Annotated in this window: 9 protein-coding genes; 5 read left to right on the top strand and 4 right to left on the bottom strand. The window is 45.8% G+C overall.

What is annotated here, in order from left to right:
- Positions 1-58: 58 nt before the first annotated feature.
- The 3 genes from JGK39_RS00925 to JGK39_RS00915 form a co-directional block, all read right to left on the bottom strand.
- A complete protein-coding gene (locus JGK39_RS00925) occupies positions 59-2,248 on the bottom strand; it encodes a serine/threonine-protein kinase (RefSeq protein ID WP_293258931.1) in 2,190 nt (729 codons plus the stop codon).
- A gap of 607 nt (positions 2,249-2,855) precedes the next feature.
- Positions 2,856-5,054: a tetratricopeptide repeat protein gene (locus tag JGK39_RS00920; protein WP_293258919.1), complete on the bottom strand. Its 2,199-nt coding sequence runs from the start codon at positions 5,052-5,054 to the stop codon at positions 2,856-2,858.
- A 68-nt stretch (positions 5,055-5,122) separates the two neighbouring features.
- Entirely contained in the window at positions 5,123-5,245 is a 123-nt protein-coding gene (locus JGK39_RS00915; protein ID WP_293258917.1) for a hypothetical protein, read from the bottom strand.
- 91 nt (positions 5,246-5,336) lie between these two features.
- Here JGK39_RS00915 and mnmE point away from each other — a divergent pair, with 91 nt between their 5' ends.
- On the top strand, positions 5,337-6,722 hold the full coding sequence (mnmE, locus tag JGK39_RS00910) for a tRNA uridine-5-carboxymethylaminomethyl(34) synthesis GTPase MnmE (RefSeq protein ID WP_293258915.1): 1,386 nt from the start codon (positions 5,337-5,339) through the stop codon (positions 6,720-6,722).
- A 324-nt stretch (positions 6,723-7,046) separates the two neighbouring features.
- Here the strand turns inward: mnmE and JGK39_RS00905 are convergent, their stop codons facing one another.
- Positions 7,047-8,585: a SagB/ThcOx family dehydrogenase gene (locus JGK39_RS00905; protein ID WP_293258913.1), complete on the bottom strand. Its 1,539-nt coding sequence runs from the start codon at positions 8,583-8,585 to the stop codon at positions 7,047-7,049.
- A gap of 229 nt (positions 8,586-8,814) precedes the next feature.
- On the opposite strand from JGK39_RS00905, the gene JGK39_RS00900 reads away from it, so the two are divergent.
- The 4 genes from JGK39_RS00900 to JGK39_RS00885 all read left to right on the top strand — a co-directional run bounded on the left by JGK39_RS00900 (position 8,815) and on the right by JGK39_RS00885 (position 14,105).
- Positions 8,815-9,336 (top strand): pentapeptide repeat-containing protein, encoded by a 522-nt coding sequence (locus tag JGK39_RS00900; protein WP_293258911.1) that lies wholly within the window; start codon positions 8,815-8,817, stop codon positions 9,334-9,336.
- 171 nt (positions 9,337-9,507) lie between these two features.
- Positions 9,508-9,846, top strand: coding sequence for a hypothetical protein (locus JGK39_RS00895; RefSeq protein WP_293178711.1), 339 nt, complete (start codon positions 9,508-9,510; stop codon positions 9,844-9,846).
- A gap of 141 nt (positions 9,847-9,987) precedes the next feature.
- Positions 9,988-12,066, top strand: a complete 2,079-nt coding sequence (locus JGK39_RS00890; protein ID WP_293258909.1) for a dynamin family protein — start codon at positions 9,988-9,990, stop codon at positions 12,064-12,066.
- 368 nt (positions 12,067-12,434) lie between these two features.
- Positions 12,435-14,105 carry a dynamin family protein gene (locus JGK39_RS00885; RefSeq protein WP_293258907.1) on the top strand — a complete coding sequence of 557 codons (1,671 nt, stop codon included), beginning with the start codon at positions 12,435-12,437 and terminating at the stop codon, positions 14,103-14,105.
- The last annotated feature ends 23 nt before the right edge of the window (positions 14,106-14,128 follow it).

Raw genomic sequence — 14,128 nt, 5'->3', positions numbered from 1 at the left:
AGTGCGCACCCTACGAATAGTAATTTTGTAAGGTGCGCAGTGCGCACCCTACGAATAATTATTTGAGTTTGTCAATCTCAAATTGTGCGTCTTTGTAACCGCCGGTAAGTCCTTGATCGAGAAAGATTTTTCCCGCTTTTTCTAAGTCGCTAATTGCTCCTGCTTTGTCTCCTAAGGAGCGCCTAACCATGCCTCTACCGTAGTACGCACCAGCATAATTCGGATTGATGCGAAGGGCTTGTACGTAATCGGCGATCGCACTATTGGAATTATTTAACTGCTGGTAAACCTTGGCTCGATTGGCGTAAGCTTCCGCATCGTTGGGATTGAGCCCGATTGCGGCGGTAAAATCGGCGATCGCCCCCTGTGTATCCCCCCCTGCGTTGCGAGCTAAACCGCGATTGCTGAAAGCATTATAATCCTTGGGATTTAGTGTTGTCGCTTGAGTGCAATCGGCAATTGCTTTCGGGTAATCCTTCAAATTTAAATAAGCAATACAGCGATTGTTATAGGGAACCCCATCTTCATCGCTGAGGGCAATTGCCTGAGTGCAATCGTCAATTGCGGCTTGATGAGCTCCTAAATTCAACTGCGTGCTGCAACGATTCGCGTAAGCATCTCCACTCTTGGGATCGATCGCAATTACCTGAGTATAATCCGCCAATGCTCCCTGATAATCTCCTAGGTGAAAGCGAGCTCTCCCCCGACTGTAGAAAGCATCCACATTCTGAGCATCGAACTTAATTGCCTCAGTATAATCTCCAATCGCCCCCTGCAAATCGCTACTTCCAGCGCGAGCAACCCCCCGCGAATGATAAGCTTTAACCATGTCCGGCTGCAATCGAATTACTTCATTAAAGTCCCCAATTGCCGTCTTGTAATCTTGCATTTCTAAATAAGTAACTCCTCTTTCATAATAGGCATTAACATCGTTGGGCTGGAGCTTCAAAACCTGAGTGAAATCCTCAATTGCTCCGCGCTTGTCGTTGAAATCGCGACGGGCCAGCCCCCGGTTAAAATAAGCCTTAAAATATTGAGGATTGAGATCGATCGCCTGAGAATAATCGGCCATTGCTTCTTGATATTTTTTTAAATCATAATTAGCATTACCCCGCTGATAAAAACTCTCACCATTGTTAGGATTTAATTGAATTGATTTATCGAAAGCCTGCAAAGCTGCTGCCGCATCTCGATCGCGAGACTTTGCTACTCCCTTTTCGTAATATTCCTTGGCTTTGATCGGATTCGGGCGGCTGCAATAATTAAACAGAAATACCATAGCAATTGCCCCGCATCCAGCGAATATCAGCCACCAAAACCGATTTCCCAAACGTGAAGAAAAAGTATCAGAAGACAGTAAGCTCGCCGGAGAAATATTTTTATTTTGAGCCGTATTTCCATGATCTTGGCGGTGTCTCAGCTTGCTGAGAGCGGCCAAAACTTCCTCAGCCGATGGATAGCGTTTGCTAAATTGGTGGCAGACCATTTTGTCAATTATATTTGCCAGTGTTGGAGAACATTGAGCTCGGTTTCGCCAAACAATTTCCCCGGTGTGAGAAGGACTCGGATCTTGCAATTTTGGCAAATCCGTACCGGGCAAACCAGTGATAGCTTGGATGGCCATCATCCCCACTGCATATAGATCGCTGCTAAATTGCGGGTTGCCTTGAAATTGTTCGATCGGCATATAAGCCGGAGTTCCCGTCGCAATGGTGCGCGGAAATTCTGTATCGTACTCGCTGACGTGATTGGTAACTTCTTTAACCGAGCCGAAGTCAATTAAAACTAATTTGCCGTCTGGTTTGCGGCGGATTAAGTTGGAGGGATTAACATCGCGGTGAATCACTCCCTGAGAGTGTACGAAGGCGAGAACTTTTAACACTTCTTCCAACAGATCCAGCACTCTTTCTTCGCGCCAAGGTTGACCGGCCACAATTTCCCGATTGAGGGCGTGGCCTGGGACAAATTCTTCGACGAGGTAGAATTGATTGCTTTCTTCAAAATAAGCGAGTAAAAATGGAATTTGATCGTGTTTTCCCAGTTTTTCTAATATTTCTGCTTCTTGTTTAAATAATCTGTAAGCTGTTTTGAGAACTGTGGAAGTGTTGCTGGGAGGGCGCAGTTGTTTGACTACACATTGAGGGTGGCCGGGGCGGCGAGTATCGACTGCTAAATAAGTTTGTCCGAAGGCTCCCGAGCTGAGGATTTGCACTACGCGATAACGCCTGTCTAAAAGTTGACCAACCATGTTCATATTGGAATTTGAGAAGTGGTAATGGGTAATGGGTAATTGGTTATTGCGAATTGGTAACTGGGAAGGGGGAGTTGGTAATGGGTAATTTGTGATTTGTGATTTTGGCTGTTTCCTTTTTCCTTCTTGATTTTTCATTTTTGCTAATGGCAGTTGGCAGTTGGCAGTTGGCAGTTGGCAGTTGATAGTTGATAGTTGATAGTTGATAGTTGGCAGTTGGCAGTTGGCAGTTGATAGTTGATAGTTGATAGTTGATAGTTGATAGTTGATAGTTGATAGTTGATAGTTGATAGTTGATAGTTGATAGTTGATAGTTGGCAATTACTACTAATCACTAATCAGGGCTGTTTCATTCTCCCGACAGTCCGCCAGGGACTAAAGTCCCTGTCTCATAGCACAAGTCGTCTGAAGACGACTGAAAGAGTCATTTATAGTCCCCTGCAAGAGGATTTTAGCTTTGAGACAGGGGTTTCAACCTCGCTTAGGACTGTCGGACTGTCGGACTGGGGCTTTGAGAGAATGAATCAGCCCTAATCACTAATAATGACTACTGACTAATGACTACTGACTAATGACTACTGACTAATGACTAATGACTAATAGTTTATTTAGAATCTTTGATCTGTGCTTGTGCGTTTTGAAAACCATCGGCTCTTCCTTGTTCTAGAAACAGTGTTGCAGCTTTCTGAAAATCCTCGATCGCCCCAGCCCGATCTTTAAGTTGGCGGCGGACGAGACCTCGGCTGTAAAAAGCGCTAGCATTGTTGGGGTTGAGCCGTAGCGACTGAGCGAAATCCTCAACCGCTAAAGGGTAATTTTTTAGTTCTGAGTAAATAGTACCGCGATTGCTGTAAGCTACTGCATCGCTGGGATTGAGCTTAATTGCTTGAGTGAAATCTTCGACAGCCCCCTGCTTGTCTCCTGAAGCCGATCGAGCTAATCCTCGATTGCTGTATGCTTTGGGATTGTTGCTGTTTAGTCCGATCGTCAAACTGCAATCTTCGCTGGCTTTTTGAAATTGCTTTAAATTCAGATGAGCAATGCAGCGGTTGTTGTAAGCTGCTTCATCTTTGGGATCGAGGCGAATTGCTCGGCTGCAATCTTCAATGGCTTTGTCGTAGGTTGCTAAATTTAAGTAAGCGCTGCACCGATTGGTATAAGCATCAGCTTGGTTCGGTTCCAATTCGATCGCCCTACTGTAATCTTCCATAGCTCCTTGATAATCTGCTAGATTGAAGCGCGATCGACCGCGACTGTAGTAAACTCCAGCTTCCTTGGGGCTAATTTGAATCGCTTGGGTAAAATCTGCCATTGCTCCAGTTTTGTCGCCGTTGGCCGATCGAGCTAAACCCCGATTGCTGTATGCTGTAGCATCGTTGGGATTGAGCCGAATTGCTTGAGTGTAGTCTTCAATTGCCGCGCGGTAGTCGGCCAAATCGTAATAGGCTAAACCCCGCTGATAATATATGTCACCGTTGTTAGGATTGAGCCGCAATACTTGGGTAAAATCTTCCACAGCCCCCCGCTTGTCGCCGGTGTCGCGGCGGGCCAGAGCTCGATTGTAGATGGCTTTGGCGTGGCTGGGATTGACTTTAAGTGCTTGGGTGTAATCGGCAATTGCTTGCTCGGTGGCTCCCATGTCGTAGCGAGCGTTAGCCCGCTTGTAGAAAGTTTCGGCATCGCTGGCATTCAGGGCGATCGCTTGGGTATAATCGGCGATCGCGCCTGTTTTGTCACCTTGCTGCGCCTTCACAACACCGCGGGCGAACAATTCTTTTGCTCTCGCCGGACTTTGACTGTGCCAAAAATAAATTATCAGTGCTGTCAAGATCGAAGCTGCGGCTATCGCAGCGAACAGCAACAGTCTGGTTGGGCGCTGTTTCGGCTGCAATTGACTTATCGTGTCGGTTATGATGGTGGCTGGCGATCGCCCAGCCTCCCATTTTACAGCGATTTTTTGGAGGTCTGCCAAAACTTCGGCGGCTTCCTGATAGCGTTCCTCGCAGTCGGAGCGCACCATTCCATCGATAATATCTGCTAGGCCTGCCGAACAAGTCGCCCGATCGCGCCAGGAAATGTCGCCTTTGTTTTGTAACGCACTCAGTTTCTCGGGCGATAGTCCCGTTACCGCAAGCTGGGCGATCGTACCTAGAGCGTAAATGTCGCTATTGTAGCGGGGGTTGCCGATGGATTGCTCGATCGGCACGTATAATTCCTGTGCCGCCAACTCCGGTTTTTTTCCCAAAGGCGATTTAACAGAGTTCGGGGAGGTTTGCGCCAACAAATCACAATTAGCCAGTTCCGGGTTAATTTCTTTGTCTAAGCTAAAGTCAATCAACACAAATAAGCCGTCTGACTCGCGCCGGATCACTCTGTCTGGTTGAATTCTGCGGTGAATGAAACCGTTGGAGTGTATAAACACCAAAACTTCTAATATGGATGATAGCAAAGCAATTACTTGGTCTTGAACCCAAGGTTCGCCCGGTATGAGTTCTTGGCTTAAAGGTTGACCGGCAATAAATTCTTCTATTAAGTATAAACTTTGGTTTTCCTCAAAATACGCCAATAATTCGGGGATTTTGTCGTGTTTACCCAATTTTTCTATTATTTCTGCATTTCTTTGAAATATAATTTTGACTAATTCTGGAGTTTGCGAACTGGTGCCGAGGAGCCGCATTTCTCTAACCGTGCATTGGGGATAGCCAGGACGGTGAGTATCTGCTGCTATATAAGTTTTTCCCACTTCACTTGAGTCTGTGACTTTAATGATGCGGTAACGTCTGTCGAGAAGTTGACCAATCATGCTCTGCCCTCTACCCTGTTAATGTTCGATTATCGCATACAATCATGATAGCCAAAAGATTTGGCAGACTAATTTTTTAAGTTCGATCGCGTCGTGAATGGGTCAAAGGGGCGATCGAATAGCTGCAAGCTTTCCGTACCGATCGCGAAAGCTAACGCTAACGGATTGGCGATCGCAGCTCCGGCGCCCACCGCTATCTTTTAATATATTGGCAAAAACTCGCTGAAATTGTTTATTTTGTCCATCAAATCCGTATAACTTTTGAATGTGTGAATCATAAAAATGTCTGAATCACTAACAAAAGGAGGAACGATCGCAGCGATCGCCACTGCGATCGTTCCCCAACAAGGCAGCGTCGGCATTGTGCGAGTTTCCGGTGCCGCAGCCTTAAAAATTGCCGAAACCCTGTTTCGCGCTCCAGGAGGGCAAATTTGGGAATCTCACCGCATTATTTACGGCCACATCCGCCGCCCCAAAACTCAAGAATTAGTCGATGAAGCTTTGCTGTTAATCATGAAAGCGCCCCGTTCTTTCACCCGCGAAGATGTGGTGGAATTTCACTGTCACGGCGGCATTATGGCGGTGCAGCAAGTGTTGCAGTTATGTTTGGAAAATGGGGCGAGATTGGCGCAGCCGGGAGAGTTTTCGCTCAGGGCTTTTTTGAACGGGAGACTCGATTTAACTCAAGCTGAAAGCATTGCAGATTTGGTGGGAGCTCAATCCCCCGCAGCCGCGCAAAGTGCTTTGGCCGGTTTGCAGGGAAAATTAGCCCAGCCGATTCGCAAATTAAGAGCAATTTGTTTGGATGTGTTGGCAGAAATTGAGGCGAGAATTGATTTTGAGGAAGATTTGCCGCCTTTAGATGAAGCTAAAATTTGTTTGGAAATAAACCATATTTTAGACGAATTGTCAACAATCTTAGCAACGGCCGATCGCGGTGAATTGTTGAGAAGCGGTTTGAAAGTGGCAATTGTCGGACGCCCGAATGTGGGAAAGTCGAGTTTGTTGAATGCGTGGAGTAAGAGCGATCGGGCGATCGTCACAGATTTGCCCGGAACGACGCGGGATGTGGTAGAGTCGCAGCTAGTTGTGGGCGGCATTCCGGTGCAGGTACTCGATACAGCCGGCATTCGGGAAACGGAAGACAAGGTAGAAAAAATCGGCGTAGAGCGATCGCGCGCCGCAGCCAAACAAGCCGATTTAGTCTTGTTGACAATTGACGCAGAATCTGGTTGGACAGCAGGCGACTGGGAAATTTACGAACAAGTAAAACACCGCCAGCTAATTATAATTATCAACAAAATCGACCTAGTAAAAACAATCCCCGAATTACCTTTTACCTCTGAAAATCACCCAATAGTCACCGCAGCCGCAGCCCTAGAGCGAGGCATAGAAGACTTAGAAACAGCAATTTTAGATGCCGTCAGCGGCGGAAATTTGCAAGCAGCAGACTCAGACTTAGCAATCAATCAGCGGCAAGCAGCAGCCTTAACCAGAGGCAAAATTTCTCTAGAACAATGCACAGAAACTATTAGTAACAAATTGCCTTTAGATTTTTGGACAATAGATTTGCGCGGCGCAATTCAAGCATTGGGGGAAGTTACGGGCGAAGAAGTGACGGAATCAGTGCTGGATAGAATATTTAGCAGGTTTTGTATTGGAAAATAGGGATGTTCAACAGTTGATAATTGACAGTTTAAGAGCGACTTCTACCTAAAAGTCCGAGGATTGGAGTAATGAATAGCTTCTGTAGGGTGCGCAGTGCGCACCTTACCAGTGTAAATAGTACATCAAACAATTTTTGGTCTTAATCCTAAATGGTAAAACAGTAAATTAAGTAGGTAAGATTTCCCGAATCTAAGTTGTATTTTTCGGGCGGGCTTTTAGGCCCACCCCACAAGAATTTCATCAAACTTGACTGTAAAATTTAGATGCGCCCGGGCTTAGTTAAGCAATACTACTAACAACTAACAAATAACTACTAACTGATCCTCACGATCGCGGTCTGCCCAGTGTTGTAATATAAAGCACAGCCTCACTCGCAGGAATACCGAGGACATCATTCACGCGATCGTCAAAAAAGCCCGCAATACCGCTGACACCCAAACGCAGTTGAATCGCTGCTAAATTCAACCTCTGGCCCAAATGACCCGCATCCATGTGCAAATATCGGTAAGCGCGATCGCCATATTTAGCTACAGCCCTATTCAAATCCGCCGTGTGAAACAGCAGCGCCCCCGCATCTCTGCCCAAATCTTGCCCCAAACACAAATAGTGCAGCTCCCTGCGGAAATTTTTGAACCGAATTTGCCGCAATTCTTGAGCTTTCGGAGCGTAATAATAACAACCTTCTTCTAACCCATTCACTCCCGAAACCGCAATAAAAGTCTCGATCGAACTCAGATCGAAATAGTCTGGATAACCGTCTAATCCTTGGTCGATATAGTGCTGCGACTGATAAGTAAAGTCGAGCATCGCTAGCAGTTCCCCCAAGCTCAAAGAAGCACCTGTATAAGCACGGGTAGAACGCCTCTTGAGCATCGTATTTTCTAAATCTTCCAGATTCACTCCCCAAGGAATCGAAGGCGTGACAGTCGAAACTTTAGTGCAAAATGGAAAGTTATATTTGTCCTCTAAATCTCCTTCACTTTCATCAAGTTTCCAGCTATCTGCTCCAGTGGTATCTGATTCTAACTGTGTCGCTTTGTGGAGGTATTCTAAAAGTTGACCTTCGGAAATCTTCGGGTAATCTGTCGTCGTTTTTCCGGGCAAAGCTGTTTTAAACTTTGGCAAATTTTGGTCGATGTCTAGCAAGTCGGCTAAACCTATTAAACAGATCGCTCCTTCTTGCTCTGAGTCGATGTACAGTAATTGATTGATAGCTTCGTCTGCGAATCCTCCAATCAGGTGAGGTCGGTAATCGTTGACGGCGCAAGCTAACTCGATATTGCTCAATAAATGACCAGTATCTAGGAAGATTCGCCGATAAGCTCGGTCTTCGTAACGCCAAGAAGAACGGAAGAAAACAGTCGTAACGGCGATCGCCAATTGGGTATTTTCTAACACCGGCGATCCGAAACAAGCCGCTTGCAGCGCAGGCCAAACTTCGCTGTCCCAAAAATGAACCAGCGAATGACTTCTGCACTGATAGTTGTAGAGTCCGGCAGGCAAATGCGGCGTACCGCGAGAGATTAAATAAACCTCAGCAGGGTAGAGCCCGCCCGCCGACGGTGCCGATCGCAAATACAGGTAGCTGTCATCTACCGTCTGCACCTTTGCCGTCAGCCCGTAGCTACACAGCAACAAGCTAGACAAGCGGTGCCACCAACCGGCATCATCCGAGGCATTTGGATCGTCTGAGGGGTCTTTTAGATAAGGCTTGAGGTCAAAATACGCGCCAATTTTATATTCTTTGAACGGAACTGGTTGCTCTGTCCAATCTAGCTGTCTGCTTTTGGCCGCAAGGGTTTCGGGATCGTATTTCGTCCGTTCGTGGTAGTGCTGTGCAATGGAGGGAGGAAGTTCTGGCATATTTCAGTAGAGGATCAGCTTTGGTTTGTTTATCGATCTTGACATTACTGACGGCAAGCATGGTCGAGGAAGGCAGAAATTTACAAATATAAAAAAAATCTTAGAAAAAATACGATCGTTGTTACACAAGCTTAACATAAGAGAATGCCTAGGTATAAATACGCAGAATAATAACCATCAATTATCGTTATGGATTGGCTGCAAAAGCTGTCGTCATTAAGGGGTGAAAATGCAAAAGCTAAGCGCTGAGGAATTGCTCGCTCAGTATTCTGAAGGCCAGCGAAACTTTAACGCCGTTGACTTAAGTGGAGATAACTTGTTTCAAGCAGATTTGCCAGAAATAAACCTTTCTGGTAGCGTGCTGACGCGAGCTTATTTGCCCTACGGAAATCTGACTCAAGCCAATCTTTACAAAACACAGTTACAAGATGCTGAATTGGGCGACATTCAACTTTATCAAGCCAACTTGTCGGAAGCTAATTTGGAGAAAGCTAATTTATCTAGAGCCAATTTGCGCCACGCCAATTTGCAAGGTGCTAATTTGCGGAAAGCTAATTTACAAGGTGCGGATTTGTACAATGCAGATTTGAGCAATGCCGATTTGAGATATGCTGATTTGAGCCGGACTAATTTGGAGAAAGCAAAGTTAACCAAAGCTCAATTAGCTGGCTGCAACTTATTTCGGGCGCGTTTGGTTGATTTGTCCGACGCGGAGTGCGATCGCACTACCATCGGCCCGGAAGGATATTGATTTCGCAGCACTGCGTTTGGGCGATCGGTCGAAAAAGGCGATCGCCCTTTTTGACATTTCTTAACATTTCTCGACACCGCTGACAATGTGAGTTACAGTCGTAGAGAACTTATGACTGTGCAATATTGACAATAAACAACACATATTTCCACATAAAAAAAGGTCAAACCTATGAACGATCCCGATGAAAAAGCCAGAGAACTCCGACATAAAGAACAACAACTTCGGAAGCGAGAACAAGAACTTCGACTCCGCGAACTAGAATCGGAAATCGAACGATCGGTACCAGAGAATATAACGAGAAAGTACGAAGAACCAGACAACAATACTCAAAGCAAACTGCAACTATGGCGCCGAAAAATCATAGCAATCAGTCAATTTACAGGTCTGGCAATTGTAGCGCTGGTTGCCCTGCGTGTTGCATCTTGGCTAGGAACTGCGGTGATGGTGGGAGCAATTGCTTTCATTGGTTACAAAATACTTTTTCAAGATAAGAATCCCAAGAATTAACTAACAGGCTATTGTAGTCATTTCAGGTCTGTACTGCACATTGTTCGCGAGGAATAGCGAATAAATAACTTTTTGCACAAACACCATGACGAAATTATTTTGTTTTGAAATACCCCAGTAGTAAACAATCAGAAAACAACCATGAACCTCAAAGTAGAAACTAGCAGCTTTCTCAACGATTTAGAGCGAGTATCCGCCGTGCGCCGAGAAATTGCCGATCGCCTGAGCAACATCGTCACAGCCATAGAGCGATCGGAATTAGCCGGAATCGAAGCATCAGGAAAACTCGGTTTAGAAACAGACAGCGCCGACATCAATCTCGCCAGCAAAAACTTGCGCCAAGGAGTATTTCGGCTCCTCGTATTAGGCGACATGAAACGTGGCAAAAGCACTTTTCTAAATGCCTTAATCGGCGAAAACTTGCTTCCCAGCGATGTCAATCCCTGTACTGCTTTGCTGACAATTTTGCGCTACGGCCCCGAAAAAAAAGTCACCGTATATTTCAACGACGGCAAAAGCCCCAAACAACTCGATTTTAAAAGTTTCAAACAAGACTACACAATCGACCCCGCTGAAGCAAAACGCCTAGAATCAGAACAGAAACCAGCATTTCCAGATATCGACTGCGCCGTAGTAGAATATCCCTTACCTTTGCTAGAAAAAGGCATAGAAATAGTAGACAGTCCCGGACTCAACGATACAGAATCGCGCAACGAATTATCTCTCGGTTACATCAACAACTGTCACGCTATTTTGTTTGTACTCAGGGCAACTCAGCCTTGTACAATGGGTGAAAGACGTTATCTAGAAAATTATATCAAAGGTCGCGGATTAAGCATTTTCTTTCTGATCAATGCTTGGGATCAAGTGCGGGAAAGTTTGATTGACCCGGACGATCCTGAAGAAATGGCAGAAGCAGAAGAGAAATTGGGGCGGGTTTTCAAAGCTAATTTGGCTGAATATTGTTTAACAGAAGGACACGACATTTACGACGAGCGGGTATTTGCAATTACCTCAATTAAGGCACTCAGATTGCGGGTAAAAAACCCCGATGCAGATTTAGCCGGAACTGGTTTTCCTGAGTTTATGGCGTCACTGAATACGTTTTTGACCCAGGAAAGAGCGATTTCCCAATTGCGTCCGGCGAGGACTTTGGCGCGTCAAATTTCTGCTCGCGTCCGCGAAGCTGTCGGCCGCCGTCTACCATTGCTCGATCGCGATGTCAATGAGTTGAAGGACAAGATTAATTCAGTTGAGCCGGAGTTTAATAAACTGAGTCAGATTCGCGATGAATTTCAACGAGAAATTACCCGAGTTAGAGATAGTAAATCGCGGGCGATCGCAGATTCGTTCCGCGCCTACGTTCTCAACTTAGAAAATACCTTTGAAACAGACTTTTTGCGGTATCAACCCGAACTGAGATTTCTGGATTTCTTCAGCCAAGACAAGCGAGAAGCCTTTGAAGCATCGCTCAGACGAGCCTTCGAGCAGTACATCAACGACAAACTAGCAGCTTGGACTCTCACGGCCGAACAAGAGATGAATTCAGCATTTTCGCAGTTGTCGCAAAGTGCAGCCAATTACGGAGCATCTTACACAAAAGTGACGGAAAAAATTACTGAAAAATTGACCGGGAAAACAATCCCGCACGCAGTCAGCAACTCAAACGAAGATAACTCGCCTGCTTGGGCAAAATGGGCGATGGGATTGTTTTCGCTAACAACAGGAAACCTGGCAGGTGTAGCAATGGCGGGAGCGGGTTTTGACTGGAAAAATATCCTGCTCAATTTAATTACTGTATTGGGCGTCAGTACGATTTTTGCGAGTTTTACGGGGATTGTTTTGGGGCCGCTGTACTTGGCTTTGTTGGGGATGGGTGTTGGGGTTTTGCAAGCAGACGGAGCTCACAAACAGTTGGTGAAAGCGGCGAAAAAAGAGTTGGTGAAGTATCTGCCGCAGGTGGCTCAGGAGCAGTGGCAGCCGATTCACGATGCTGTGAAAGAGTGTTTTGATGTTTACGGGCGCGAAGTGGGCGATCGCATGAATGATGATATTAAGTCTCGGAAAGCTGAGTTGGATAATTTGTTGGAACAAAAGCAATCTCGGGAGATCAATTGTCAGGCTGAATCGCAGCGCTTGGAAAAGTTGGAGGCTGATGTTTCTGCTCAGGCGCAGAGTATAGAATCAGTATATCAAGGTTTCTTAGCATCCGCTAAATGAAGCTCTAAGGTACGTAGTTGCGCTTCAGCGCTCTTTATATATATAACAAAGAGCGCTGAAGCGCAACTACGTACCTAGGATTTGGAAAAGTGCGCATTGCGCACCCTACTTCTCTACTTCTCAACTGATAGATAATCTCAAGCACTTAAATCCTGGATGCAAAACCTAATTATGTAGGGTGTGCATTGCGCACCCTACTTCTCAAGAATGAGGTAATTTTAAATATGCAACAAACAGAAACTTATCAAAACCTGATAGATAATCTCAAGCACTTAAATCCTGGATGCAAAACCTAATTATGTAGGGTGCGCATTGCGCACCGGTGCGCATTGCGCACCCTACTTCCCAACAATGAGATAATCTTAAATATGCAACAACCCGAAACTTATCAAAATCTAACTAACCATCTCAAATCAGCACTGGGCATCCTCGAACTAGATAAAAACTCCCAACTTTACCGAGATACAACTTCAATTTGCGACTATCTTGCGAAACCAACTTTTCAAATCGCTGTCTTCGGCCCGTTTAATTACGGTAAGTCAACTTTGTTGAATGCTTTGCTTGGAAATCGTGCTTTGCCGATCGACCTTGTGCCCACTACAGGTGCTGCCATTTATGTCAACTACGGCGACGAATTGCACGCAAAAATCACCCTCAAAGACGGCACAGAAGTCAGCGAAGCCGGGACTGACGTGTTGAAACGCTACGCCATCCTCGACGACAACCGACAGATGCGCGATGATGTCGCAGCCGTGAATGTTTACTGTCCTCACCCATTCCTGAAAACCGGCGTGGAATTGCTGGATTTGCCCGGAACTAACGATCGCCAAGAACAGGATAACTTAGTTCGGGATAAATTGCTCTCGGCTGATTTAGTGGTGCAGGTTTTAGACGCTCGCAAATTGATGACTCTGGGCGAACGGGAGCACCTGAGAGATTGGTTGAGCGATCGCCAAATTAACACAGTTGTCTTTGTTGCCAACTTTCTCAATCTACTCGAACCAGACGACCAAAAACAAGTATACAATCGGTTGTTGTTTGTTGCCGAAAGTTTTCGCTCCAACTTGCCGAACAACATCAGCAATATCTACCGCGTCGATGCTTTACCCGCTTTGCGGGCGAGGCTGAAAGGAGATGTGGCTGCGGCACAAACTACTGGAATTGCCGCGTTTGAATCGGCTTTGCAAAGTATTGTCGCAAGTCAACAGGAACAACTAGCAGTAAAGTTGCCCAGAATTGAAGCCATAGCTACTAAGATTTGCCAATCTCTGCGAGCCAAATCGGAAACTGTCGCCGCCGAAATAGCGGCAGCTCAACAAAAGCAAAAAGACCGAATTGAAATTAAACAAAAAGCTGAAAAACTAATTTTAAAAGGCTTTCAAGCCAGCGTTTCCGATTTTGAAATTTGGCTTTACCAGCCCACACTTTTGCGGCTCTATCAATCGGAAATGGCGCTGTCGCTTCAGCAAGGAACTTTTGATGCGTGGAAGACAAAATTTGAGCGAGATGTGCTGAAGCAGCAGGAAACCATCGCAGAATGGGTAAATAAAGCTTGCGAGTTCTTCGATCGAGAACAGCCGATCGCCCTTTTGACCTCCTTTCCCCCATCCCCGCAAATCGCTTTACCAGAGCCGCCGCCAGCTCCGGCCAAAAAATCGATCGACAGCGAAGTGACTCCAGTGGCGATCGCGACTGGCTTAGGTTGGCTGTTGGGCGGCCCGATGGGAGCAGCAGTAGTCGGCGGTGCCAGCTACATTTTGAAGAAAAGAACTGGCTATGAAAAGCCGCCTGAATCGTCAGAAGCTTATCTCAATCAAGTAACGGAAATTTGCAGCGAGGCTGCTAAAAACTATCTGATTGGTTTCAGCATCGATACTTTTTTAATGCTGCAACACTACAAGGAAATCGCCGCCAAAGTTATCTGTTTTCAAGATAGCAAAGAGCCGCTAAATATGAATGTTCAACAGTACCAGTTACAGTTAGTAAATAATTTAGTGGAAAATTTAGCAGCAGAATTAGATCGAATAAAAATCAGATGATTTTAGATTACTTTCATGGCACT

It is taken from the genome of Microcoleus sp. PH2017_12_PCY_D_A (genome assembly GCF_020738565.1).
Lineage (GTDB): Bacteria > Cyanobacteriota > Cyanobacteriia > Cyanobacteriales > Microcoleaceae > Microcoleus.
The sequence above is the reverse complement of the archived record's forward strand: the minus strand, read 5'-3'. Positions and strand labels throughout refer to the sequence as shown.

Bases quoted from the DNA above. Each gene is read 5' to 3' on its own strand.
- JGK39_RS00925 (WP_293258931.1), bottom strand. From the start codon at position 2,248: ATGGTTGGTCAACTTTTAGACAGGCGTTATCGCGTAGTGCAAATCCTC.
- JGK39_RS00920 (WP_293258919.1), bottom strand. From the start codon at position 5,054: ATGATTGGTCAACTTCTCGACAGACGTTACCGCATCATTAAAGTCACA.
- mnmE (WP_293258915.1), top strand. From the start codon at position 5,337: ATGTCTGAATCACTAACAAAAGGAGGAACGATCGCAGCGATCGCCACT.
- JGK39_RS00905 (WP_293258913.1), bottom strand. From the start codon at position 8,585: ATGCCAGAACTTCCTCCCTCCATTGCACAGCACTACCACGAACGGACG.
- JGK39_RS00900 (WP_293258911.1), top strand. From the start codon at position 8,815: ATGCAAAAGCTAAGCGCTGAGGAATTGCTCGCTCAGTATTCTGAAGGC.
- JGK39_RS00895 (WP_293178711.1), top strand. From the start codon at position 9,508: ATGAACGATCCCGATGAAAAAGCCAGAGAACTCCGACATAAAGAACAA.
- JGK39_RS00890 (WP_293258909.1), top strand. From the start codon at position 9,988: ATGAACCTCAAAGTAGAAACTAGCAGCTTTCTCAACGATTTAGAGCGA.
- JGK39_RS00885 (WP_293258907.1), top strand. From the start codon at position 12,435: ATGCAACAACCCGAAACTTATCAAAATCTAACTAACCATCTCAAATCA.